Source organism: Corallococcus sp. CA054B (genome assembly GCF_003611625.1).
Lineage (GTDB): Bacteria > Myxococcota > Myxococcia > Myxococcales > Myxococcaceae > Corallococcus > Corallococcus coralloides.
On sequence record NZ_RAVY01000030.1, the window covers coordinates 1 to 24,850 of the forward strand.

At 69.1% G+C, this 24,850-nt stretch carries 16 protein-coding genes and 3 pseudogenes; 6 read left to right on the forward strand and 13 right to left on the reverse strand.

What is annotated here, in order from left to right; translation table 11 throughout:
- The first annotated feature begins 269 nt into the window (after nucleotides 1-269).
- Nucleotides 270-701 (forward strand): hypothetical protein, encoded by a 432-nt coding sequence (locus D7V80_RS10300; RefSeq protein ID WP_199738481.1) that lies wholly within the window; start codon nucleotides 270-272, stop codon nucleotides 699-701.
- Nucleotides 702-834: 133 nt separating this feature from the next.
- On the opposite strand, the gene D7V80_RS10305 is transcribed toward D7V80_RS10300, so the two are convergent.
- Nucleotides 835-2,739 (reverse strand): bifunctional UDP-sugar hydrolase/5'-nucleotidase, encoded by a 1,905-nt coding sequence (locus tag D7V80_RS10305; RefSeq protein WP_120587986.1) that lies wholly within the window; start codon nucleotides 2,737-2,739, stop codon nucleotides 835-837.
- Nucleotides 2,740-3,295: 556 nt separating this feature from the next.
- Here D7V80_RS10305 and D7V80_RS10310 point away from each other — a divergent pair.
- Complete coding sequence (locus tag D7V80_RS10310; RefSeq protein WP_120587987.1) at nucleotides 3,296-6,211, forward strand: cell wall anchor protein; 2,916 nt, start codon at nucleotides 3,296-3,298, stop codon at nucleotides 6,209-6,211.
- Between the two features lie 804 nt (nucleotides 6,212-7,015).
- On the opposite strand, the pseudogene D7V80_RS42660 reads toward D7V80_RS10310, so the two are convergent.
- The 3 genes and pseudogenes from D7V80_RS42660 to D7V80_RS10330 form a co-directional block, all read right to left on the reverse strand.
- Nucleotides 7,016-7,126 (reverse strand): annotated as a pseudogene (locus tag D7V80_RS42660) (IS5/IS1182 family transposase); the annotation flags it as partial.
- Between the two features lie 76 nt (nucleotides 7,127-7,202).
- Complete coding sequence (locus D7V80_RS10325) at nucleotides 7,203-7,994, reverse strand: SDR family oxidoreductase (RefSeq protein WP_233585247.1); 792 nt, start codon at nucleotides 7,992-7,994, stop codon at nucleotides 7,203-7,205.
- Complete coding sequence (locus D7V80_RS10330) at nucleotides 7,991-8,296, reverse strand: nuclear transport factor 2 family protein (RefSeq protein WP_199738483.1); 306 nt, start codon at nucleotides 8,294-8,296, stop codon at nucleotides 7,991-7,993. Before D7V80_RS10330 ends, D7V80_RS10325 begins: the two co-directional genes overlap by 4 nt.
- 86 nt (nucleotides 8,297-8,382) lie before the next feature.
- Between D7V80_RS10330 and D7V80_RS10335 the strand changes: the two genes are divergently transcribed.
- Nucleotides 8,383-9,285 carry a LysR family transcriptional regulator gene (locus tag D7V80_RS10335; protein ID WP_120587989.1) on the forward strand — a complete coding sequence of 301 codons (903 nt, stop codon included), beginning with the start codon at nucleotides 8,383-8,385 and terminating at the stop codon, nucleotides 9,283-9,285.
- Between the two features lie 583 nt (nucleotides 9,286-9,868).
- Here D7V80_RS10335 and D7V80_RS10340 read toward each other — a convergent pair.
- Complete coding sequence (locus D7V80_RS10340) at nucleotides 9,869-10,630, reverse strand: hypothetical protein (RefSeq protein ID WP_120587990.1); 762 nt, start codon at nucleotides 10,628-10,630, stop codon at nucleotides 9,869-9,871.
- 289 nt (nucleotides 10,631-10,919) lie between these two features.
- A pseudogene (locus D7V80_RS10345) lies at nucleotides 10,920-11,780 on the reverse strand (hypothetical protein); the annotation flags it as partial.
- On the opposite strand from D7V80_RS10345, the pseudogene D7V80_RS10350 reads away from it, so the two are divergent.
- The 3 genes and pseudogenes from D7V80_RS10350 to D7V80_RS10360 form a co-directional block, all read left to right on the forward strand.
- Nucleotides 11,780-12,589 (forward strand): annotated as a pseudogene (locus D7V80_RS10350) (LysR substrate-binding domain-containing protein); the annotation flags it as partial. The pseudogenes D7V80_RS10345 and D7V80_RS10350 overlap by 1 nt on opposite strands.
- Before the next feature lie 48 nt (nucleotides 12,590-12,637).
- Nucleotides 12,638-13,636 (forward strand): hypothetical protein, encoded by a 999-nt coding sequence (locus tag D7V80_RS10355; RefSeq protein ID WP_120587992.1) that lies wholly within the window; start codon nucleotides 12,638-12,640, stop codon nucleotides 13,634-13,636.
- 203 nt (nucleotides 13,637-13,839) lie between these two features.
- Nucleotides 13,840-14,868, forward strand: coding sequence for a toprim domain-containing protein (locus D7V80_RS10360; protein WP_120587993.1), 1,029 nt, complete (start codon nucleotides 13,840-13,842; stop codon nucleotides 14,866-14,868).
- A 9-nt stretch (nucleotides 14,869-14,877) separates the two neighbouring features.
- Here the strand turns inward: D7V80_RS10360 and D7V80_RS10365 are convergent, their stop codons facing one another.
- The 7 genes from D7V80_RS10365 to D7V80_RS10395 are packed head-to-tail and all read right to left on the reverse strand — an operon-like array spanning nucleotide 14,878 to nucleotide 24,850.
- Nucleotides 14,878-16,740 (reverse strand): DUF6519 domain-containing protein, encoded by a 1,863-nt coding sequence (locus D7V80_RS10365; RefSeq protein WP_120587994.1) that lies wholly within the window; start codon nucleotides 16,738-16,740, stop codon nucleotides 14,878-14,880.
- Nucleotides 16,741-16,772: 32 nt separating this feature from the next.
- Nucleotides 16,773-18,401 carry a phage tail protein gene (locus tag D7V80_RS10370; RefSeq protein ID WP_120587995.1) on the reverse strand — a complete coding sequence of 543 codons (1,629 nt, stop codon included), beginning with the start codon at nucleotides 18,399-18,401 and terminating at the stop codon, nucleotides 16,773-16,775.
- A complete protein-coding gene (locus tag D7V80_RS10375; RefSeq protein WP_120587996.1) occupies nucleotides 18,398-21,292 on the reverse strand; it encodes a baseplate J/gp47 family protein in 2,895 nt (964 codons plus the stop codon). The genes D7V80_RS10370 and D7V80_RS10375 overlap by 4 nt, the downstream gene beginning before the upstream one ends.
- Entirely contained in the window at nucleotides 21,289-22,482 is a 1,194-nt protein-coding gene (locus D7V80_RS10380) for a hypothetical protein (protein WP_120587997.1), read from the reverse strand. Before D7V80_RS10380 ends, D7V80_RS10375 begins: the two co-directional genes overlap by 4 nt.
- Nucleotides 22,475-22,885 carry a GPW/gp25 family protein gene (locus D7V80_RS10385; RefSeq protein WP_014394733.1) on the reverse strand — a complete coding sequence of 137 codons (411 nt, stop codon included), beginning with the start codon at nucleotides 22,883-22,885 and terminating at the stop codon, nucleotides 22,475-22,477. Before D7V80_RS10385 ends, D7V80_RS10380 begins: the two co-directional genes overlap by 8 nt.
- A 16-nt stretch (nucleotides 22,886-22,901) precedes the next feature.
- Nucleotides 22,902-23,723, reverse strand: coding sequence for a phage baseplate assembly protein V (locus tag D7V80_RS10390; RefSeq protein ID WP_120587998.1), 822 nt, complete (start codon nucleotides 23,721-23,723; stop codon nucleotides 22,902-22,904).
- The gene (locus D7V80_RS10395) at nucleotides 23,720-24,850 is read right to left on the reverse strand and encodes a phage late control D family protein (RefSeq protein ID WP_120587999.1); all 1,131 of its coding nucleotides are present in this window, start codon (nucleotides 24,848-24,850) and stop codon (nucleotides 23,720-23,722) included. Before D7V80_RS10395 ends, D7V80_RS10390 begins: the two co-directional genes overlap by 4 nt.

Genomic DNA, 24,850 nt, shown 5'->3' on the forward strand with positions numbered 1-24,850 from the left:
CCACGCCATGGCCTTGCCGATGGCCGCCACCGACAGGCTCGCCGCCTGCACCGCCCCCAGCGTCGCGTGCGACAGGGAGAGGATTCGTTTGACGTGCAGGTCCTCCTCGAACACTTCCGTCAGGAACGCCCGCACCTGCTCTTCGTCGATGGCCACCTTGCGCGTCATGGTGGCTGCCTCTTTGCGCGGATACCAGCGCCTTCGCACGCAGCCGCCGAGCGAGCGTGTGCTGTTCAACTCGCTAGATGAGGGGATCCTTCAGGGCGCGCATGCGTCTCAACCGGCACCTGGGCCTGTCGCGGTGGCTGCTGTTTCGCAAAAGCCTCGTGGACGGCAAGGTGGCCTTCTACGTCGCGCATGCCCGGCGCAATGCCTCGCTGGAGTCGATGGTGCACGCGGCGGGCAGTCGGTGGGCCGTGGAGGAGGACTTCGAATCCTCCAAGAACGAGGTGGGCCTCGCCGACTATGAGGTGCGCACCTGGACGGCCTGGCATCGACATATGACATTGTGCCAGGTGGCCCACGTCTTTCTCGCCGCCGCGCGTGCCGTGGCCAATCATCAACTCCAGGAGGGACTGCCCCCAAAAGCGCTCGGCCTGCCGAAGCGCAGAAACCCCATGCGCGCGTTTCTCGCCCGGCGCGGCCTTCACTGCCGGCCTTCGTCCGCTACTCCGTCCAGGAAGTGCGGGCGCTCCTGGTAGCGCTTCTGCGGCGCGTGGTGGCTCCGCTTGCGCATGTCCTGGCGTGGAGCCGCTGGCGACGCCACCACCAAGCCGTCGCCATGCAATGCCACTACCGGGCTCGAAAGGCCCGGTTCACACTGCAGCTGTAGGATTAGGGCAGCATGGTGATGCGATTGAGCGCGGGGGTGGGCAAGGGGCTCGCCTGGCTGCTGTGTGCCTTCAGGTATGCCTCCAGCGCGTCGCTGTCCACGGCACCACCCAGCCGGTTCGTCCCCTCGGCGAACACCGGGAAGCCATCACTCCCACTCGCGAGGTAGTTGTTCGCGGTGACGCGGTAGTTCGCCGCCGGGTCCACCGTCACGCCGTTGATCCGGATGGACGCCGGGTCGACGCGGCTTCCGACGGGCGCCGACGCGCTGAACGCATAGGTGAAGCCCGCCGACGGAAGCAGCATGAGGGTGGCTCCCGACGGCCGCCACTGCCGCTCCAGCAGTTGCTCGATTTGCGCGCCCGTCAGCGTCAGGGTGACCAGGCTGTTGCCGAACGGCTGCGTGGTGAAGGCCTCGCCGTAGGTGACCTCGCCCTGGGCGATGCCCGCGCGCATGCCGCCCGGGTTCATGAAGGCCACCTGCGCCCCACCCAGGTTCGCGGGCTTCGTCGCCTCCAGATGCGAGTCCGCGATGACGAAGCCCAGGGTGGACTGGCCCGCGGAGTCCGTCTGTGTCCTGAGCGTCTGCGACACCCATCCGATGACCCGGTTGGCCCTCGGCGTGACGAGCTCCTGGTACTTCGTCACCAGCTCCTTCACCGCGCCGACCTCCTGCACGTCGCGAGTGACGATGACGTTGTTCGCTCGCGCCTCCACGACGTCGCCCGTCGCCTTGCTCAACGTCAGGTCGATGTCCGTGACGAGCTGCCCCATCGACGAGGCGCTCGTGACGACCTTGCCATCGATGACGCAGTTGTAGGCCTGATGCGTGTGGCCGCTGACGATGACATCCACCGCGTCGTTGAGGCCCTTGGCCATGCCCACGATGGCACCTGAGATGAGGCCGTCCGCACCCGCGCCCTTGCATTCGTTCACCAGCGAGCCCGAGGTCGGAATTCCGCCCTGGTGCACCACCACGATGATGGCTTCGACGCCCTGCCGCCGCAGCTCCGGCACCAGCGCGTTCACCGTCTGCACTTCGTCCTTGAAGGTGAGCCCCGCCACGCCCGTGGGTATGACGCTTTCCGGCGTGTCCTCCAACGTCATGCCGATGAAGGCCACCTTCACGCCTTCGAACTCGCGCACGTCGTAGCGGGGGAACAGCGTGCGGTCCACGCCCGTGGCCACGTTGGCCGCCAGGAACTTGAACTTCGCGCCCGGGAAGCCATCCCCGTCCAGGCAGCCATCCACCGGGTGGCAGCCGCCCGACTGCATGCGCAACAGCTCCGTGCTGCCCTCGTCGAACTCGTGGTTGCCCACCGCGACTAGGTCCAGGCCAATCAGGTTCATCGCCTCGACGGTGGGCTCGTCGTGGAAGAGTCCCGACAGCAGCGGGGAGGCGCCGATGAGGTCTCCCGCCGCTACCACCACCGTGTTCGGATTGGTGGCCCGCAGGGCCGCGATGTGCCGGGCGAAGTACGTCACGCCGCCCGCGTTCACCCGCACTGGTCCACCGTCGGGGGCCACGCCCGTCAGAATCTGGCCCGCGGGCTCCTCGAGCTGCCCGTGGAAGTCATTGAACGCGAGCACCTGCACGCTCACCGTGGTGGGACCCGAGTCGGGAGTCCCCGCGTCGGGTCTCCCCGCGTCGGGCGTCCCCGCGTCCGTGCCGGAATCCGGGGGCGGCACCTGGACGGAATGCTGCTCACAGCGCTTGTCCTCGCAGACCCACTCCGTGTTCGAAGCCGGCGGTCCCTTGTCTTCACGGCAGTCGGCGGCGTCCTGGCACTCGTCACCTCCGCAGGCGCCAAGGGCGAAGAGGAACATGCCGGTGACGAACGCTCCGGCGAGCAGGAAGACGCTGGGACGCGCGTCCAGAAGTGACGAGCGCGGTGTGGCTTGTGGCATCGACGGAACTCCACCGAACAGGGAGGGAGAACCTACTTTGGTTCGTGGACGATGGCGCGACTTCATGGCGGCACGGTGAAGCTCGCGCCCCGACTTCGTCTCGACACGGGTCTGCGGCTGCCGCCCGTACTCATGGCGCGGATGGCGGCGCTTCGTTGCCACACAGCAGCAACTCCCTCGTGCCCCACGAGGCTCGACGAAGCCCACAGTTCCAGGCACGCCCCAGATCACAGGATGTCAGCACCGTTCTGCCGACGTCACGAGCCGGTCACAGCCACGGTCACGAGGCTTGCCTGGAGGCCCACCCCTCGGGGTGCCGGCCACCCATCGGCCCTTGCACCGTGCGCAGATATCCTTGGGCTTCGCGTTCTCCAAGGACTCCGCGTGACCGCATGGACAGGACTGCCACCTTCTTTCGATGACACCCGACAATCCCGACCATTTCACGGCAGCTTTCCCGTGTCATGACAGTCGATTGCGCTTCGCACTTCGGGGTTCTTCACATGGCCGATTCCCGGACCTCCAGTCCGGTGAGTCGACACCCGATCGAAACCCCATGACCCCATTCCGAAGTCTGTGGCTCGCGGCCGCCCTACTGATGGCCGCCTGTGGAACGACTGAGCTCGCGCAGCCCGACGACGTACAGGATGCGACGGCGGCCCAGGGCCTCTCCACGCTCTCCGTGCGAGGAACCACCAGCGCGAGCGGCCTGGCCACCACCACCCTCTCCATCCCCACCCCCGTCGGTACGGCCGCCGGAGATGTGCTGGTGATGCAGCTGAGCAATCGCGAGGCCGTCACCGCCGTCGCCACCCCACCCGCTGGCTGGACGCTGCTGCGCTCCGAGCAGAGCGCCTCGGCCATCAAGTCCTGGCTCTTCCTCCGCGTGGCCAGCGCGGCCGAGCCGAGCAGTCACACCTTCACCCTCGACCTCGCCAGCTCCATGGCGGCCACCCTGGTCGCTGTGTCAGGCGCGGATCCGCTCCAGCCGGTCGACGTGCACGTGGGCCAGAAGAATGGCAACAGCGCGAGCCTCGCGCTGCCCGTCGCCACCACGTCATCCGCGAACGGCCTTGCAGTGTGGTTCTCGGCCCAGGTCTGGGGAGGCGCCGCGTGCCCCGCGGTCCACACCCCTCCGGCGGGCTTCACCGAGCAGCTCGACACCTGCCTCGTCTCGTCGTCGCTCGGCGTGCTGCACAGCGCCGCCACCTCGGAGCTCGGGGCCGCGGGTGCCCAGCCCGCCTTCACCGGCAGCTCCACGCTCCCCAACACCAACATCACGCACGCGGTGGTGCTGCGTCCCCTCCAGCCGCCGGCCACCGGGGAGATCACCCTCGTCGGCACCACGCACGCGAGCGGCAAGACGGTCACCAGCCTGACCCTCTCGACCCCTACGGGCGTCGCCGCCGGTAACGTGCTGCTGGCGCACCTTGCGAACCGGAACCAGATCGGCGCCGAGCTCACCCCGCCTGCGGGTTGGACGCTGGTGCGCACCGACATGAGCACCTGGAGCATCCGCGGCTGGGTCTTCGTCCGCGTCGCCACCGCCAGCGAGCCCGCGAGCCACACGTTCCAGAGTTCCATCGCGAGCAACCTCGTCGGCAACCTCGTGGCGTATGCCGGCGTCAATCCGGCCAACCCGATCGACACGCACGCCGGCAAGAGCAACAGCGGCTCGACGGCCTTCACGACGCCGCAGCTGAGCACCACGACCGCGGGCGGGGCTGCCGTCTGGTTCGGCGCGCAGGCGTGGACCGGCGCCGCGTGTCCGACCCCGGCGATCGAGCCTCCCGTGGGCTTCGCCGAGACCTACGACACCTGCTTGGTGTCCTCGTCCCAGGGCCTCGTCTTCAACGCCGCCTTCATGCCCCTCGCCGGTGCCGGCATCCAGGGACCGTTCAACGGGAGCTCGACGTTCGCCGAGACCAACGTCGCGCAGGTCGTCGCCCTTCGCCGCGCCGAGGTCGCACCGTCCTCGGGGGTCGCGTTGCGTGGGAGCTCGCGCCACAGCGGCCTGTCGATCGCTTCGCTGTCGATCCCCAAGCCGTCGGGGACCGCGGCCAACGACGCGCTCATCGCGCGGGTGACCGTGCGCAACAACATCTCCGCGACCGTCACGCCGCCCGCCGGCTGGACGTTCCTGCGCTCGGAGCAGAGCGCCTGGGCCATCCGCACCTGGATCTTCTACCGCGTCGCGGGCGCCTCCGAGCCCGCGAGCTACGCGTTCGGACTGGACGCGACCACCCACATGGTGGGGAGCGTGGAGGCCTTCAGTGGCGTCGATCCGATCCAGCCAATCGACGTGCACGCAGGCCAGAAGAACGGCGACTCCGCGTCGTTCACCGTGCCCGACGTGGTGACCGGCAGCGTGGGTGGCCTCGCCGTCTGGTACGGCTCACAGGTCTGGCCGGACGCCACCTGCCCTGCCACCGGCATCGAGCCGCCGCTCGGCTTCACCGAGGCCTTCGACGCGTGCCTGGGTCACACCAATGGACTGCTCTTCAATGCGGCCTACCGGTCGCTCACCGCGCCGGGCCTCCAGACGGGCCTCTCCGGCAGCTCCGCGTTCGTGCAGACCAACACCGCGCACGTGATCGTCCTGCGCGCCGCCAACGCCCCCAGTTGCATGGTCGGCGACACGTACGCGAGCACCTTCACGCTCCAGGGCACCGTGACCGCGCCGGAAATCGTGGAGCCCTCGGGCCTGGCCGCGAGCCGCGTGGTCGGCAACGCGCTCTACGTGCACAACGAGGACACCACCGCGATCGTCGCGATCAACACCCTCAACGCGAGCACGATCGGCACGTTCAACGTGACCAACGTGACGCCGGCCGACTGGGAGGACCTCGCAACCGGGCCCTGCCCGAGCGGCTCCTGCATCTTCATCGGTGACATTGGGAAGTGGAGCGCCAACTTCCCTTCGGGTGGCAGCCCCACGTCATTCACGATCTACCGCGTGCCCGAGCCGGATCTCGCCAACGGCCAGACCTCGGGAGGGCTCGTCGCCGAGGCCTTCCCGTTCGTCTATCCGGACGGCGCGAAGGACGCGGAGTCGCTGATGGTGCACCCCACCACCGGGGACATCTACGTCGTCACCAAGAACGGGGGCACGGGACAGAGCGGCGTGTACAAGTTCCCCCAGCCGCTGACGCCGGGCGTGCAGGCCACGCTGATCCACGTCCACACGATCCAGCTGCCGCTGAACGGAGACGCCAACTTCTCGGCCGCGACCGCGGCGGCGATCCACCCATGCGCGGATCGCTTCCTCCTTCGCACCTACCGCACTGTCTACGAGTTCCGTGCGACGCCGGGACTTGGCTTCGAGTCGGCCGTCTTCGCGACGCCCGTCACGCTGACCGACACCTCCGAGGGCCAGGGTGAGGCGATCGAGTACGAGGCCAACGGCGCGAGCTACTTCACGATGAGCGAGAGCCCCTCGCCCTTCAGGCTCAAGCGCGTGCCCCTGCGGTAGGACCGCGTCGACACGCCGAGGAGCAAGGCCGGTCGTGGGGCACGTCCCCATGGCCGGCCTTGCTGTTCCGAGCTGGGAGCTCGCGCTCCGCGCCGCCGTTCACGAGGTCGTACACACGGCGTCCCGCCTGATGCCTCTCCTCGGAAGCGACGTGCGGCACGGAGGTCTCCGCGTCAGACTCCTTGCGAACCTGCGGGGCAGCTGCGCCCGCTGCGAGGGAGTCCACGCGGACGAGAGCGGCTTCGGAGAGGACGGCGGGTACGCGTCCGATTGGGTCGGCGCGCGCTCCGAGACCATGCGCCCCTCACCCACTTCCACGCTTGCAAGGGGGGCTGACAGCGGCCGTTCGCGATGACATCCGGGCACCCACCCAATGAAGTTCGCGGAGATTCAATCGGCCCCGATTGATGGGCGCCAGCCGTCCCCTCCTTGAAACCACTGAATATTACTCGCCTCTCCACCCATCAAAGAGTTTGTGCACCCTGAGAGAAGAGCCGAGAACGGGTTCGCGCAGGGCTTCATTCGGGGAGCAAAAAAGAAGGCCCTGCCCCAACCCGGCAGGGCCTTTTTGCTTTTCCACGGGCTTCGCGCTGAACACCGCGAGGCCTTCGTGCTCAAGCCGCTGAATCCCCAGGGATTTTCCTCGCGGTGCTGAAGAGCGCGCGCTGGCATGGCGCAGCCCATATGGCGGGGGCCCGGCCGTCGATTCGGCTGGCCCGGCGCACGTCCCGCGTTTGGGCCACGTGCGGAGGCATCCGTCGCTCCCGTACAGCTTCCACGAAGCACTGCACGTCGTACCCGGCATCCTCTGCGCGCCAGCCTCGACTCCGGGTCGGTCGTTGACGCGTGCGCGGCGCTGCTTCTCTTCTCGCCGTGGAGGTCGACGGTGGGGCTGCCCTTGTCGTCCGGAGGCTCCTGGCTCACCAGGTCATGAGGAGCCCCTGCTCCGGTGCGGGAGGTCGTCCCCGCACCGGAGTTTTTCAGCAGCCTGCTAGCTCACGGGCACCGTCCCGCCGTCGATCACGTACTCCGCCCCGGTGATCGCGCTCGCTCGGTCCGAGACGAGAAACCCGATCAACTCGGCGACCTCGGCCGGACGCGCGGGGCGCCCGAGAGGAATTCCGCCGAGCGCGCGCATCACGAGCTCCTTCGCGCCCGCCTCGTCGGTGCCGTTCTTCGCCGCGATCTCGCTCATGAATCCGACGGAGGCCTCGGTTTCGACCCAGCCCGGTGACACGCGATTCACGCGCACGCCCTGCGGCGCGACCTCCTTCGAGAGGGCCTTGCTGTAGTTCGAGAGTGCTGCCTTGGCCGAGGCGTACGCGGTCGTCGCCTCATGAAGCGGCATCTGCCGCTGGATCGACGTCACGTGCACTACCGCGCCGGTCCGGCGCTCGCGCATTCCGGGGACCAGTGCCCGGTCGAGACGCACCGCCGCCATCAGGTTCAGGTCGATCGTCTTCTGCCACGCGTCGTCGTCGAGGACGGAGAAGCCGCCCGCCGGCGCCGACGTTCCCCCCACGACGTGGACCAGGATGTCCACTGCTCCGGCGGCCTTCACGACGCGCGCGCAGCCCTCGGCCGTGGCGACATCGGCGGCGATGAAGCCCACGCCCGTTCCCTCCCGCGCGGTCGTCAGCACCGTCGCGCCGGCCGCGCGCAGCCATGCGACCACCGCCTTGCCGATGCCCTTCGTTCCGCCCGTCACGAGCGCGCGCCTACCCTCTAGCTCTCTCATCACGTCATCTCCTTCCGCAGGGTTGAAATAGGCATCGCGATTCACGCGCCGATGCTCAAAGCCGCGATCCGGTCGCCCTTCATCCGGAACGCAAACGTGAGCGTGATGGGACTGCCGGGAAACTGGCCCGTCACTTTCGCGCGAACCTCGCAGGCATCGTCCTTCGCGTTCACCTCGATCGGCTGCGCGACGGCCTGATACTTCACCTGGGAGTCACGCCACCATTCGTCGATGGCCGCATGCCCGACATGCCGATGTCCCTCATCCTCGACAACGGCATCGGGCGCGAAGGCGTGGAGCGGCGTGGCACTGTCCGCGTCGAAATAGGCTCGAACTGATGGGTGCATTGTCATGACCCAAGACGTAAGCCCGCGCGATTGCCCGCTCAACAGGGACAAAGTAGGATGTGACATCCCGACATACAGGACTATCGATGTATCAACCCGGACTGAATGATCTCGATGCCGTCCTCGCCGTCGCGCGCAGGAGTTCGTTTCGCGGCGCTGCCCTCGAGCTCGGGATGTCGACGACGGCGATGAGCAGCACGGTCGCGAAGCTCGAAGCACATCTTGGTGTCCGCCTCTTCAACCGCACGACGCGCAGCGTCTCGCTGACCGACGCCGGCAGAGCGTTCGTCGAACAGGTGGCTCCGGGACTCGAGGACATCCGCGGCGCGATGGACGCGGCTCGCGCCCAGCAGGCAAAGCCGTCCGGTATGCTGCGCATCAACACATTTGCGACAGCGGCGCGCGAGATCCTCGCGCCACTGGTGCTGGAGTACCTCCGCCGCCATCCGGACGTGCATGTCGACGTCGTGACCGAAGGCCGGCTGGTCGACGTCGTCGCCGAGGGGTTCGACTTCGGCGTGCGGATGGCGAACCTCGTGCCCACCGACATGATTGCAATTCCGCTGGGAGAGCCCCAACGCCATGCCATCGTCGCTTCGCCGGCGTACCTGAAGAAGCACGGTCGGCCGCGCGTCCCATCGGACCTCTTCCGTCATCGGTGTATCCGGGTGCGCCTGCCGAACGGCAGCCTCTTCCGGTGGGAGTTCCGTAAGCGGGGGCAGACGGCCCTGATCGATGTGACGGGGCCCATCACGCTGGACGAGGCCAGCCTCTCGCGGATCGCAGTCCTGGAGGGCATCGGACTCGGCTTCTTCATGGAGCCGGACGTGCGAGGCGACATCGAAGCGGGACGCCTCGTTCGCGTGCTCGAGGACTGGACACCGGAGCTCGCTCGGCTCTGCCTCTACTACCCTGGCCGGCGCAATTCCTCGGCCGCTCACACGGCGTTCGTCGCACTGGCCCGCGAAGTCGCGGTAGCTCGCCAATGAGGCTCGCAGAATGAAAAGTCATGAGCATCCTGCGGGAAATCCCGCTTTGCGACGAAGTGGGATTCTACGAAGAGCGCTCTCAGCGCACAGCAGCCCGAGCCATCCAGAGCAAACCCGAGAACGAGTTCGCACAAGGCTTCATTCGGGGAGCAAAAATGAAGGCCCCGCCCCAACCCGGCAGGGCCTTTTTGCTTTTGGGCCTCCGCGCTTGAGCCCCTGAATCCCAAGGGATTCTGGCTCGCGGTGCTGAAAAGGGCCCTCTCGGCTCTCAACCCCGCAGAGCGAGATGCCCCTTCTCCTCCGACGCCCCACCTGTTAACCGCAAGAGCGAAACGCGGCTGGCAGTTACTGGGTACTCGCGATTTCGTCGCGCGGCCCAGACTCTCCCAGACGGCCCCCAGACTGTCTCGACCGGCGTAGAGCCCTCTGCCCCCGCCTCACTCCTCTTCTCCACGAGGGCGCGTACGCCCGAACGAGGCTTCTGGGCCAGAACGACAGCCCAGAGCCCGCCCGCACGCGCCCCCTCCCAACGTAGTCATCCAGGGGGCTTGCGACGTGCCGGACCGAGCCTGAGCCCTCGATGTCAACGGGACGGAGAAACGAGCGTCCCCTCCTCCGCGGAGGCATACAGCGCTTCCACATCGAGCACCTCGTCCAGAGGAATGCTCACATCATCGTCCTCCTCCTCCAGGTCGATGTCATGGAATACCGCTGCCGGGAGCAACGCCCTCAACCTCAAGACCTGTGACGGCGTGACTTCATCCTCCACCACGAGTCCGTCCGTGACCTTCACGTCGAGAGAGCGCCCGAGCTGAAGGAGCGTCAACGGCGCCCGCAGACCTTCTCTCGCCACGAGGGGCTCAGGGTCATTGTTCGCGAAGACAAGCTGGGCCGCATCGAGCACTCCGCCCACGCGGAGCACGCCCTGGACATTGGCGAGCCGGCAACGGAGCGACCCGGCGACGACCGCCGCACTGCCAACGTCGCCGTCACCAAACTCGCCCCCTACCTCCACGTCCCCCGCCACGACGAGGATGCCGCGGTTCAACACGCCGTTCGCTACCTGGAGCCCGCTCGGAATCAGGCGCACTTCGCCCTCCGCCACGTCGAGCGCGTCGACCCGCGCCACTGAGACAGGCGCGCGGAGCGTCCTCGCCCACAGCCACGCCAGCGCCTCCAGCAACGTGCCCTCGGTTCGGTTCGCGCGAGAGAAGAGCGACTCCAGTGAAGCCCCCTCTGATTCAGCGAGGAGGTCTTGGAGGTGCGGCGCCATGTCCGCGAGGAACATCGGCATGGCGTTGATATCGCGGCGAAAGGCGGACCACAGTTCGTCCAGAGTCGACATGGCGGCGGGCAGCCTACCACCCTCGTCCCGCCTGGGGCCGCATGCGCGAATACGGCTGTGCCCACCCAAAATTCGGTCGTTGCGCCATGGGTGCGCAGTAGCCCCCGCGGCATTGCGTCAATGCGAGTGAGCGAGGCGCTGGTGCGAGCATCACTACCCGCCTGCGGGGCAAGACTCGGGACGCAGACTGGCCGAATCAGTGATGAGAGGCGCTTCCCGGCGCTTTTGTCTCACTACGCGCTGCGCGCCAGCCGACACCGCCTGGCGCGCAACTGGCGGCAGCTCCAGGTCAGGACTGCTGCCGCTCCGCCTCCTTGAAGAACTGGGTGAGCGAGTAATCCAACAGCGACTCGCGCGACTGCATGTACCGGCGCGCACGGAGGAAGGGCAGCCAGACGCGCTTCCCAAGGCGCACCTGGGAATCTTCCATCTTCGCGCGCAGCATCCGCATCCCTCCTAACCGCCGCACAAGCACGTCCCCCAGATATGCGCCTAACGCCGGTATCGTGTGTCCGTCGAGGACGTCGCGCGTGTAGCGCTCGGGAAAGTGTGTCTTCCAGAAGTGGAAGTCGAGGTCCGTCAAAGACTCAGGCGTCTCCTTCATGATCGAGGGCACATCCGTGTGAAGCACAGCCACGAGACCTTCGGACAAGTCTCCGTAGGATTCGAGGACGCGCTCCGGATTCGCCACGTCCGAGGGATGGGCGACAGGAAGCCACTCTTCCGGCACAGGAGGCCGGAAGGCGTTGAGCTCGGCAATCTTCCGTTGCCGCTCGCTGATTGCGAACTCGTCCGGCAGCCGCGAGAGGAACGGCGCCACACCATGGGCGCGGGCCTGCGCCACGCGTGCCTCATCGCTGGCGAACTCGGCTGCCGTGGGCCATAGCACCAGAAGGACAGAGCCGTTGGGAAGCTCCTCCACGAGGTGCGCTGGCGTCGAGAGCATCCGTTCTCTTCCCACCGATTCGACCAGCTTGGGGCTGAAGACGTTGAGCCAGAACAACTCATAGACCTTGTCGAACCCGTCCCGCTTCCATGTCGCATCGTCGCGACCGAAGGCGGGAGAATCCGCAAGTTCCAGGTCGGCCAGGCTGTGCGCTGCGGCGTACTCCGAGGGGTACCGGGAAGCCCAAGCACGGGCCGCTGCCACTGCGGGTGGTACTCGTTCAGCGCACGACGCGGAGTGTCTCTCTTACGGACGCTGGACGCCGCCTCGTCGACCGTGTCGGCCCCGTTTTCGCCCAGACCGCCGCCGCGCTCGCGGAGGTCTCCGCGAAGCCCGGTGAGGTCGTCGGGCGACTCCGGCTCTCCGTGCCGCATGCGGCGGTGTCGCTCATCCTTGAACCCGTGCTGCCAACGTTTCGCAAGAGAAACCCTCGTGTCGAGATCGAGCTCGTTCTCGACGAGCGCTTCGTGGACATCGTCGCAGGCGGCTACGACGCCGGCGTTCGCCTCAGCGAGAGCATTGAGCGTGACATGGTGCAAGTGCGCCTCACGGAGCCTTTCCGCTTCGTCGTGGTCGGCACACCCGACTACCTGGCCAGGCACGGCCGTCCGCAGCGCCCCGAGGACCTGCTCGAGCACGAGTGCATCACGTTCCGGTCGCCGACAAATGGCGCTCTGTACGCGTGGGAGCTGGAGCGGGGTCGCAAGTCCTGGCGCGTTCCGGTGCGCGGCGGCATTGTCACCAACGACGGACTCCTGTGCTCGACGCTTGCGAAGCGAGGGCTCGGCCTCGCGTACTCGCCGGAAGCCTGGATTCGCGATGAGTTGCGTCGGGGAGAGCTCGAGGTCGTGCTCGAGGCGTATGCCCCTGTTGTGCCGGGGTACTTTCTCTACTTCCCAAGCCGCAACCAGCAATCGGCGCCCCTGCGCCTCTTCGTGGAAACCGCGAAGGCACTCTCGAATGTGCGTGGGAGCACGGGTTGCCCGAGGTGTGAACCAGTGCCGCCAGATTGAATGGCAACTCCGTGTCAGTTCCAATAGCGCCCCAGCGAGAGGCGGACCATGACGAAAATCATAAGCAAGGACATCCACTGTGCGCTCTGCGGGGCGCCGCACGCGCAGCGCCTGATTGCCAGCACCTCCACGTTCGGCAATCCGGACCTGGACGGCAGGCCAGCTGGGATGGCGCGCTCGACCCTGTCGCACTGGGTGCAAGAGTGTCCGAACTGCGGCTACTGCGCCGCCGAGCTCTCTAAAGCCCACCCATCCGCGCGCGCCCTGGTGCAGTCCGATTCGTATCGCGCCCTTTGTTCGGACAGGTCCGCGCCCGCTCTCGCCACCCGCTTTCTACGCGCCGCCCTGGTGAGGGAAGCCGCGGGGGACCTGTCGGGAGCGGGCCATGCGCGTCTGCACGCCGCGTGGGCCGCGGACGATGCCGGCGCTGAGCAGCTCGCGAGTCAGTGGAGATCCGATGCGGCGGACGCCCTGTTGGCCTCGCCCGGGTCCACGCGGGAGGCCGGCGATTGGAGAGGCTGGCAGGCTGCGTGCGTGGTCGACATTCTGCGCCGCGCCGGGCGGGCCGTGCAGGCCCGCCAGCACGCGGAGCGCATCCTCGACGGCGGGGCATCCCCCCTTGTCACGCAGGTGCTGCGCTTCCAACTTGCCGCGCTGGCAAGCGGCGACATGTTGCGCCACACCGTGGACCAGGCGTTGGGACGACCCGAACCAGCGCCCGGTAGGCGGACGCTGGGTGACCCGCTCCTGGAGTACCTCCAGCAGAACCATGGACAGCTGTTGACGCAAGCCGAGCGCAAGGCAATGTGGATGGATACCGTGCAGACGCAGGAGGGGCCACGATGGCTGACGGACGACCCTGCTGTACTTTCGCTCCTCACTGAAGGCAAAGCGGGCTTGGGCCGAGCGATTGAACAGCGGCTGCGCGCGGAACTCGCTGGCGAGCTGGTCATCAACCGATGTCCCAAGTGCGGTGCGCTGGCGCGAACGTCGAAGGCGCGCCAGTGTCGCCAATGCCCACACACCTGGCGTGACTCACCAGTTTGAGGGGCACCGGTAAGCTGCGTCCGAGCATTCTGGGCATAGCGGCCGGGGAAAACCGCCAGGCTTTGGAGTCCCATCCGCAGTACCGTGCATGCAATAGCGCGTTCGCTGACGCAGCACTGGGCGCGGATTTCCGGCTGCGTCAGTCCCACGCATTCGCGCGAGTCACAGAGCGTGAGCGCCATTCCCGCGCTATCCTGTCATTCATGAGCAAGACCGAGGCGCGCGGAGAGGAGAACGCTTTCCAGCAGGCAGCCCGACTGGAACGCGAGGAACTCCATCGGTGTATCACCCTCGCTGCAACCCACTTCCAATCGCGTCTCTGGGACGATGAGGAGGGACAGGCCGCGAGGGATTACATCGCCTCGCGCGGAGTCACGCGGGAGAGTGCCCGGGCCTTCGGTCTCGGCTACGCCTCTGCCTCGGGGACGGCGCTGGCGGAGGCGCTCGCACGCGAGGAACTCCTCGACGCGGGTGACCGTGTGGGCGTGTTGCGCCGTCCGAGGGCGGGCGACCGCTACATCGACTACTTCCAGCAGCGCGTCATGCTCCCGTTCTGCTCCCCGGAAGGACAACCCCTCTCATTCATCGGACGGGACCTCCCTCCCCATCAACGACTCAAGTACCTGGAGGCCCGGAACACCTCCATCTTCATCCGCGACACGACGCTCTTCGGGCTGACCCACGCCCGCGACGCCATCCGCGGCGAGGGCTCCGCCATCATCGTCGAGGGAGGCTTCGACTGCATGATGCTGCACCAGGCCGGCTTCCCCCACAGCGTCAGCCTCATCTCCACCACCCTGAGCACGCCCCGGATCGACCTGCTGCTCGCCGCGGGGGCCCGCGAGCTGGTGGTCATGTTGGATCCAGACCTCGGAGGCTGGCGAGGCATCCAGCAGGCCAGCGACCTGTTGTTGCTCTACGTCCCGAGGACCCGCGTGGTGCAGCTCCCCGACAAGGAGGACCCGGACGAGTTCATCCTCCGCGCCGGAGCCGGGGCCATGCGCCGCCTGATCGCCGAGGCGCGCCCCCTCACCGACCATCTCCTCACCACCGCCCTGCCCCAGGGGCGCGGCGCCTCCGCCTCCGAGCGGAAGAAGGCCGTCGACGAGCTCTCCCCCATCTTCCTCCGCCTGCAGGAGGGCCCGGTGCGCACGGCCCTCCTGGAGGCGATGGCTTCGCACTCCGGGCTCTCATGCCCGGAGCTGGAGTCGTTGCTGCGCGCCCAGGGATGACCCCGGGGCCTACCGCACGTCGAACAGGCGAAGCTGCACGTCAACGTATTCGTCGGAGGTGTTCCTCACGATGAGCTGCTGGGAGCTGCTCGTCGCGAAATAGAGCTCCACCTTGATTTGCGAGTGGACCGGCCCGTTGAAGACGAAGAAGTGGTCATCCTCGTCTCCCTGAGGGACCACAACCCTCAGTCCCAACGCGACGAGCGGCGGCTGGGTGAAGAGGGGCAACACCATCGTCCATGTCCCGCCGCTGTCCAGGCTGAACGCCCACTGGTAGAGAATCGAGGGGTACCGCGCATCGTGGTGGTGGCTCGCGGAAGCGAATGCCGTGTTCGCTTCCGTTCGCGGGTAGTAGCGCGTGTCGTGGTCCGTGGAGTTCGACGCCACGTGGGTGTTGAGGTGGGTGACGAGCTGGGTGAGCTGGCCCCGGACCGTGCCCGCCGGCAGGCTCTTCGGCGTGCCGGTGATGGCCGCGCTGCCAATCAGGTTCGAACCGTTCGTCGCGGAGTTCGCCTTGTTCAACACGGGGAGGAGCGCGCTGAGCTGTGACTGCACCGTGGTGCCCGTCACGTCCGCGTGCGCCTCCGTTCCGACGTAGTTCGCCCCCGAGTCCCCCACGGACGGCGACATCAGCCGAGTCAACGAGGGGAACCCCAGCGTCCGCTCCGACGTGAAGACACCCGGCCCGACGACGCCCAGCTTCACGTAGCGATGGAGGAGCCCCACGGGCTGCGCGCCGCTCAGGATCTGGTCCCCCGCGGCATCCTGTTCGCGCACGGGCGCCAGCCAGTAATCCCCGGCGACGAAGGTGCGGCTGGTGGTGCCCCCTCCCGTCAGGGTGAGCGCGAGCGCCAGGTCCTGGAGCTCCAGGTGCAGCACGCCGTTATCGATGCGCACATGGCCATGCACGCCCTGCGCATTGGCCGTGGACAGCGGCGCGCCGCGATCCCTCCCGCCGCTGACGAAGGTCCAGACTCCCGTCGTGGTGTTGCGGGTCAGCGTGCACCAGCCGTCCCACCTGCGGACGAACGGGTACATGGCCGCGTCGGGCACGGAGACCGGGTAGCCCTCCCTCAACAGACCGCGCGAGGGGAACCCCGCCGGCGGCGTGCCGAGGTGCACGCCCAGGTGGCGCTCCGTCGCGGCGTTGTAGAACTCGTAGAGCCAGTCGTTGCCCTGGTAGTCCTGGGGCACGCCAGGCCCGTTCGCGTAGGCCTCGGCCGCGTTCTCGCTCGACCACTTCAGCGTGAGTTCGCTGGGGGCCGTGGGCGAGCCCTTCACGTCGTGCACCTCCAGCCGGAAGAGGTAGTTGCCCGTGAACTGGGCGGCGGGCCCCGTTCCCCCCACGCGCTGGGACAAGGTGAGCGGCGCGTTGCCCCGCCCCGGGTTGACGAGCGGATCCGTGGGTTGCTGGCCTGCGGGGCAGCGCTTGATCTGCAGCATCACCTGCGTGCGGGTGCACGTGTCCGCGCCGTGCAGCCCGGGGTCCTGGAGGTTCGGGTCCTCCAGGAACAGCACCGGCCGCTCCCAGACGTCCGCGTAGAAGCTCTCGCCCACCGCGGGTGCCCCCGGAGCCAACGGGAAGTCCGGCTGGGTGGCGTAGGTGAAGGGCGTCGTGCCGGGCAGCGTGGCCATCAGCCCGTCCGCGTAGACGCTGCCGGGCGTCATCTGCAGCGTGTTGGAGATGAGCAGCTTGCCGGTGGCAGGGCCGCCGCTGCCCACCACGTCCCGCAGCGCGCTGGTGACGCGGTCGTTGATGATGGACACCAACTCGTTCCAGTCCGCGTCGGTGAGCATCCGTCCCTGCTGCTGGTAGACGCCGGAGTAGCGCTTGGAGGAGTCGTGGGAGTCGCGTGAAATCTGGGTCTTCATGATGAGGAACTCCGCTGGAGTCGAAGCCGGAATCAGGTGGAAGGAGGCGTGACGACGGGCAGGGCCAGGCCGAGCCGCTCGTCGGGAACCAGGATGGCGCTCATGCCCGCGGGCAGGGATTCACGGAGCCGGGCGAGCACCGCCTCGTCGCGCAACGCATAGCGACGGTGGCGGTAGGCCCCCAGCTCCCCTCCATCCTCCGCGCCATCAAGCAGCCTCGCGCCGCTGTCGCTCGCGAGCACGCCAGTGCCGGGTACGCCGAAGAAAGGGGCGAGGAAAGGGGCGCGGAAACGGGGCACCTCGCTCGTACACGCGTACGCCTCCGCGGGCTGCCCCGCCACGGTGTACGCCGCCAGCGCGGCCTCTGGCAGCCGGCAGTAGCGGAAGCAGTTGCCCTCCCCAGGGCGGGGAATGACGGAGCCCGCGAAGATCGAGTCGTTGGCGAAGCACCGCTCCACGTTCATCGTTTCGAGCACCGTCACGCTCAGCAACGTGACCAACGCCGTGCTCACGAGTGAACCCAGGAGGCTGTCCTCCACCGTCGCGCCGACCACGTCCAACGTGCCCGCCTCCAGCAGGAGGTCGCCGATGGCGGAGCGGCGGACAACGAGCTCGTTCCCCAGGTTCTTCGTCACCATCCCCGTGACGATGGAGTCCTCGATGACGTGCGCGGTATCGGAAGCGTCGATGTACACGTTGCCCTGGACGACGCAGTTGCGCATCACCAGCGGCCGATTGCCGACGATGACGTCCACACCCTCTGGAAGGACGAGGTTCTCGAGGACGTAGTCGCCCGACTCCGGCTCGGGCGTCAGGGGCCCCTGACGGCGCCGGGGCAGCACGCGCGACGGCTCCGGGGGCACGGGCAGCGGACGCGTGTCTCCGAACTCCCAGCCCGGAGGGAAGAACCCCACCCTGGGCAGCGTGAAGACCGCGACGCGCTTGGGGTGGACCTGTCCCTGCCGCGCGGAGGGCCGGCGCAGGTCCGGCGTCCGCCGGGAGACGTCGTCGAAGTGGCCGGGCGCCGCGGGGATGCCGTGCACGTTCTCCTGCAACGGCGGCCGAGACGAACCATCCCCCCGCGGCGGCAGCGCCACCTTGCGCGACAGGTACCGCAGGTCCACCGTCGCCGCGGGCAGCGCCGGGTGCCGTCGCGCTGGCGCCCCCGCCGGAAGTGGCAGGGCCCCGAGCGACTCCGGCGGCAGCAACGGCTGTCCCACGCGCGGCGTCACCGCCACCCGCCTCCAACCCTCCTGGAGGTAGACAGGCTCGGAGGGCTCGTTGCGCGGGTCCTCCGTGTCCCACGCATACTGGCCGACGTCCTGGGCGACCTCGGCCACCGACCCGGGCGTGCCCTTGCGCTGGCGCAGCGACACGGCCTGGGACAGCTCACGCCGCTGCTCCGGCTCCGCGGGCGACAGCAGCTTCACGTCCAGGAGCTCCGCCAGGTACGGCAGCGTCCAGCCCTGGGCGTCCGGATGGTCCGGGAACGCATCCGCCAACCGCTGGGCCATCACCCCGCGGACCAGGTCCAGCACCTCGCCACAAGACCCCAGGTAGTCGCGCAAATCGCCGTTGTCGCGCGTGCGGTACACCTCCGGCAGCAGCCCGTAGAGCTGCGCGCCGAGCCCGCTCCCCGTCCCCTCGCTTCCCGAGCTCACAGTGAGTACTCCTTGAAGCGCACGGACAGGTCCTGCCCCTCCGGCGCCAGGTAGACGACGTGCGCGCCGGACGGCGCGTCCTTGCGCTGCAGTCCCGGCACACCGGCCATCACACAGATGGAACTCTCCACACCCGTCACGGCCTCCACCACCTTGTAGACGTCACTGAGGTACAGCGCCTGTCCCAGCCCCCGGTGCCGCAGCGACAGCGCGTCCAGCAGCGCCGCCCGCACCGCCTGCACCACCGCGTCCGGGTTGAAGGCCCGCGTGTCCACCTCCACCTCCACGTCGAGCGTCACCGGCTCGCTGAGGTAGCGGGAGAGCGACACCTCCACGCCCGGCAGCGCGTGGGCGCGCAGGAAGTCCGCCAGGGACTGCTTCAGGGGCCCCAGCTCTCCGCCGTCCGCGGGCACCACCACCACCTCCACCAGCTCCATGCGGGAGCCAGGATTGCGCTTGAGCAGCGCGCGCGCCTGCCAGACGCTGCTGTGCCCCATGGCGAGGCTGGCGAAGTCCTCCGTCGACACGGCGCGCTCCAGCGTCAGCACCGTGGCGGGCGCGGTGCGGCGCAGCGCCTCCACGTCCTCCATGTCGTTGCCCCCCGAAGCGGGCAGCGGCTGCTCCACCGCCTCCACCAGCGCATGAGGCCGGCTCGGCTTCGCGAGGCTGCCCGCGGGCAGGTTGCCTCGCAGCCCCGAGCCCGCGCGGAAGCCCACCCGCACGTTGTTCGCGCCCGTCGGCAGCCGCCGGCCGTTGCGCCCATCACCGAAGACGACCGCCAGCTCCCCGTCGCGCACCAGACGCACGGTGTAGTGCGGGTCCGTGGGGCCCGACTCGCGCAGGCTCTCCACCGCCTGCCAGCGGCGGCCCGCCACCTTCACCTCCAGGTCCGCGCGCACGCCCGACGCGCGCGTGGAGTCCGCGACGAACGAGAGGCCGCGCTCTTTCAGCACGAACGCCTGCCCGGTCTGGGTGGCGTCTCCGCTGCCCAGCACCTCCTCGGGCTTGCGCTCTCCGTGCCCCACCAGGACGACGTTCGCGTGGAGGACCAGGTTGTCCACCGTGCTGCCGGAAGGCAGCGGGTCCACCAGCGCGACGAAGCCCTCGCCGGTGCCCTGCACGCGCGTGAGCAGCGGCGGCGCCGTGCCGCCCTCCTGCCGCACCACCACGGCGCGTCCGAACGTCAGGCCCCGTGGCACCGTGTCCAGCGGCACCTGCGTGCCGGACAGCGGCGTGACGTTCTCGTCCCACCCCACCAGCCGCGCCACCTCCTGGAAGCGGCCGTACACGCGCGTCTCCGCCCGGGGAAACTCTCCCCCGCCCCGGCCCTGCCAGCCGTCCACGGGGACGAGCTCCGTGCGCCCCAGCTCGGCGTTGTTCGCCACCGAGGCCAGCCGCCCCCACGAGGCCTGCACGCCCGTCACCACCACCGCGAAGTCCCCCGCCGAAAGCCCCTTGGGCTTGTCCGCCCACAGGGTCCGCGGCAGCAACGACGCCGAGTCGTCCGCCATCAGGAAGGTGTCCACCTCCCAGCCCCCCGCGGACGCGGGCGGCGGCGCCAGGAAGGACTGCGGGTTGAGCAGCGACTCCTCCTCCGTCTCTCCCGCACCGCGCCGCTGGGTGAGCTTGAGCAGGGTGTAGCCTCGATTCGCCTCCTCGGAGGTCTCCACCGGGACCTCGGCGGCGGACACCACGTGTACCTCGTACTCCCGCACCGGGTCCTCGAAGGCGCGCGGGTCCCCCAGCGTCTCCCCGTTCAAGCGCTGCCAGGCACCGGGGACCTGGACGAAATACGCCACCGAGGGCGGCTCGCTCGAGGTGAGGATCCGCTTCCCCATCTGCCGCGCCACCGGCACCACCACCGGCCGGGCCAGCACCGCCTGCGACAGGGCCAGCTCGCCGACGCCCCGGTCCAACCCCACCTTCTTCCCGTCCACGGCGGTGACGCGCCGGTAGTAGCGCCGCTGCCCGTCCGACACGGTGACGATGTCCCCCGCGAGCAGGCCCCGCGGCTCCACCGCCAGCCGCAGCGTCAACCCCACCGCGCCTCCCGTCCGCAGCGGCCCCTGGACCGGCAACCGCTCCTTGGGGCGGACGTGCACGCGCGTGCGCCCGAGCGTGAAGACGTTGCTCGGGAGCGTGGGGGTCACCCGCAGGGTCGTGGTCCCCGCCTCCTGGAGGACGCTGTCCACCACGAAGGCCACGCACCGCCCATCCACCTCGCTCTCGAGGACGACGGGCTCCCCCGTGTTGATGCCGGAGAGGCTCCCCTCCAACACCAGCTTCTTCGTGGAGTGTCCCAGCGCGTCCGGATTCACCCCATGCCCCGCGGGCCGGAGCAGGTTGAGCTCCGCGTCCACGTCCAGGTCGTCGAGCGACTCGAACGTGACGGGCGCGCCCCCGTCCGGCGGCGAGTGCCGCACCGCGAAGCCGCGCCCCAGCCGTCCCCGCGTCCCCGCCTTCGCGTGCACCACCAGCGGCGTGAAGGCCGACGCGGGAGGCGACGGGTGGTAGTCGATCATCTCCACCAGCCGGCGCAGGCTCTCCCACTGGGTCGCCGTCCCCAGGTAGCCCTCGTTGGCATAGGCATCCACGTGCTCGGTGAGGACGTGCGTCGCACGCGCCAGGGCGCGGGCAATCTCCCAACCCCAATCCGGCACGGAGGCACGCGGGGCCTCGTACTGGGCCACGAGCCGCGCCTGCCGCTCGGACTCGCTCTCCGAAACCGGAGCCTGCATCCCGGGCCAGCGGACGGACGCCTCCGGCCGGTTGAAGCGCTCGTCCAATCGCGCACGGAGCTCCTCGAGCAGCGTGGCCGCGTTGGCGTCCACGTAGCGGATGCGCCGCAACCCCGCCCGGTTCCACCGGGTGATGTCCGATGACTTGCTCACCCTCGCCTCCCGCCCTGCAGGTTCAACGTGTACGAGCCCCGCTCCGGATGGGCCGGGTCGTTGTCACACGTGGCCAGCTCGATGCCCTTGAGCAGGATGCGGCCGGTGGCGACCTGGTCCAGGTAGCGCGCGCCGAAACGCTTGAGCTGATCCAACTGCACCGTCTCCACGCCCTCCAGCGCGGTGAGCGTCTGGATGAGGTCGCTGGCGTTGACGTCCTCGCCGAAGCGCAGCCGGCCCGGCTCGAAGAACCCTCCCGGGCCGCGCCCGAGGGCCTGCTCCACCGCGGAGCGGACCTCGGACTGGAAGTAGTCCGGCCCCACCTGGACGGTGAACGCCAGCTGGATGCCCACCGGCACCGCGTCCTGGAGCTGCACCTCCTGGCCAATCATCCGGTACGTCTCCACGTAGCCGCCCAGCAACGTGCGCAGGGTGGTGTCCGGCCAGTGCGGCGCATCCAGCCCCCGCTCGATGTGGAAGCGCTCCACGCGCTTGCGCAGGTCTGCGGGCGTGGTGGCCGCGGCGCTCGTGCCCTCCACGGCATCCAGCACCCGGTCATTCCCCCCGATGATGGCCACCCGCACGACGGTCCACGAGCCGCCCCACTCCAGCGAGGCCTGCGCGTGGCGGACCAGCGGGTGCTCCTCCAGCATCCCGCCGTAGTCCTCCACCGTCACCATGCGCCGCTGGACGTGCAGCTCGCGAGGCCCCGCGCGCCGCGCCGCCTCCATCAGGAAGGGGTTCGCCGCCCAGGCCTGCTCCAGCTCCGTCCTCGCCCCCGCCCCATCCGCCGCCGGGTTGGTGCGGATGTCTCCCGCGGCGAAGGCCATGCGCTCCGCGTCGTAGCCGATGAGCCGCAACAGCCGCCGCACGGACTCCGGCCGGCGCGCGGTCTCCAGGAAGGACTCGGCGGCGACCCGGTCCGCCATGTCCGACAGCTGGTCGAGCACCGCCGACAGCACCTCCACCAGGACGACCTCGATGTCCGCCGCCGTCCAGCGCTGGCGCTCCGGGAAGCGCGCCGCCAGCTCCTCCATCATGAAGCGGCGGAAGCCGTCGAAGTCGCGCACCTGCCAGTCGAAGTCGTTGCCCACGTCGGGGAGCGGCCGGGGCAGTCCCCGCACCACGCGGCGGCCACACCCCGGCAGCCCGGGCTCGAAGATGATTTCAGGGACGGGCGTGTCAGCCACCGACGCCTCCCACCGCGAAGAGCTGCTGCTGGGGAACCCCCAGCGTGGTGAGCCGGTAGCGCACGACGAGCTGGAGCTTCTCGTCCTCGCCCGTCACCTCCAGCTCCAGGCTGCCCGGGTCCACCTCTCCGCGCAGCGCGTCCGCCAGCGCCGCCTGCATGCGCCGCCGCGTCACGTCCCACAGCGGCGTGCCGTTGGGCTCGAACACCAGCATCTTCGCCCCACCTCCGAAGTCCGGGCGGAACACCCGCTCCCCGGGCGTGGTGAAGAGGACCTGCTCGATCTGCTCCCGCACGTGCTGGCCGCGCCGGCTGATGGCCGGCCCCTGCGCCTCCACGCGGAACGGGAAGGCGAGGCACGGTGGGTCCCCCAGGCGCTGACGCTGATCGAATGGCTCGCTCATCCCTCGTCCCTTTCCCTCACTTCGTCATCACCGACGTCGACAGCGTGCTCATCTCGCCCTGGGGGATGGGCGGCGACGTGGGGCCCCCCGGCGCCGACGAGGTGTGCACGTGCGTGGCGAACAGGGTGAGGAAGCTCTGACCCTTGATGACGGGCTCCCCGCCACTGCCGCCCAGCAGCACCTGCGTCCCCTCCACCACCACCTGCTGCCCCTTCACCTTCACCCCCGAGGACGCGGTCTCGATGGTGTTGCCGTGCGAGTCCTCCACCCGCACGCCGCTGGAGGACAGGACGAGCGAGTTGCCGTGGCTGTCCTCGACGCGCAGCTCCTCGCCCTCCGCGTCCAGCACCACCGTGGCGCCCTTGGCGTCCGTCAGCGCCACCGTCCCCTTCGGGTCGATGCTCAGCTGCGCCCCCTTCGGGTGGAGGAGCAGCACCGCCTCCTCGTCCTTCGCGTCGTCGAACCGCAACACGTGGCCCGCGGGCGTGCGGAGCAGGCGCGTGGTGGGAGGCGTCTTCGCCGCGTCCTCCGGCACGTCCTCCTTCTTCTGCCAGAACGTCCCCGTCCAGATGGGCCTGCGCAGGTCTCCCTCCTCGAACTCCACCCACACCTGGGCATCCACCTCCGGAATGGCGAACCAGCCATGTCCCGCGGCGCCACCGAAGGGCACGCAGGGCAGCGCCCAGGGCGAGGGCTCGGAGCCCAGCACCGACGGCACCCGCAGCTTGAGGCGCCCCAATCCCTCCGGGTCCTGGTTGTCCACGACGAAGCCCCGGTACTTGCCGAAGTACTTGTCGCGCGCATGCCGGACGAGCTCCGTGAGCAGCTCTGACGTCACAGGAGACCTCCCAGCACGTTGAGCGCCCCGCCCCCGAGGTTGTCCCCATAGGCATTGCGCAAGAGGCGCAGCCCCTGCCGGTAACCCTCGTGAGAGAAGACATGCGTGACGGCGTCCACGTAGTAGATGCCGCCCAGCCACTCACCGACGCCGTCCACGCCCACGGGCTGGCCCACCTTGAGGACATGACCGTAGGCCGTGCCGTCCAGCTCCCCTTCCGCGCGCACGCGCAGGGAGAAGTCGTTCACCTTGCGCCGGGCCCGGGCGAGCAGCTCCTCCTCGTCCACGGCCCCCTCGCGGGTGAGCAGCCACGTGAAGTCGCGCCCCTCATGTCCACCGTGCGCCTGTCGGGTCCCGAGCGGCGGGAGGTCCGGCGTCACCTCCTGCCGGCGTGGCTCCGCGCCCGACAAGGGGGCCAGGTCCACCGCCACCGTGTTCGGGCGATGCCCGTCCGTGGTGATGCTCAACGCGCGGCAGTGCGTGTCCAGGCCCGCGTAGACGCGGATGGTCGGTTGGGGCTCGGCGTCCAGCCGCATGGGGCCGAAGTAGATGACGCCCCCCCGGACCAGCAGCTCGTACCCGTTGGCCTCGGCCCGGGCGCGCAGGAACCGGATGTCGGTGGAGTCCTGCGGCACCACCAAGCCGCTCAGGCCGGCGCCGCTGGTGGGGTCCACCGCCAGCCCGTGGCGCGCGGCGATCTCCGCCAGCAGCACGCCGTCCGACGTCGGGACCTCCGCGCCCCACACGCGCCGCACGTGCTCGCGGTCCATCGACAGCGATTCGTCCTGGCAGGACACCGTGACGCGGGCGGTGCCCATGTCCTCGGGGTAGTCCGCGCGCACCTCGCGCACGAAGCCCCGCAGCACCTCCTCGGTGCGCTGACCGAAGCGGGCCTCGATGAGGATGGGCTCCCAGGGGGCCAGGACCTCCGCGTCCTGCACCGTCCAGCGCCCGCTCTCGTCGCGGCGCGTGTCGAAGACGAGCGTCGCCACGCCGACCCGGTCGCGGCTCACCTCCACGCGGGCTTCGCGCAGGAACGGATAGAGCGAGGTGATGGGACGGCCTCGCACCTCGATGGCGCACTCCACGGGTGCCCGGAAGCGCTCGCTGAACAGGTCGGCCAGCAT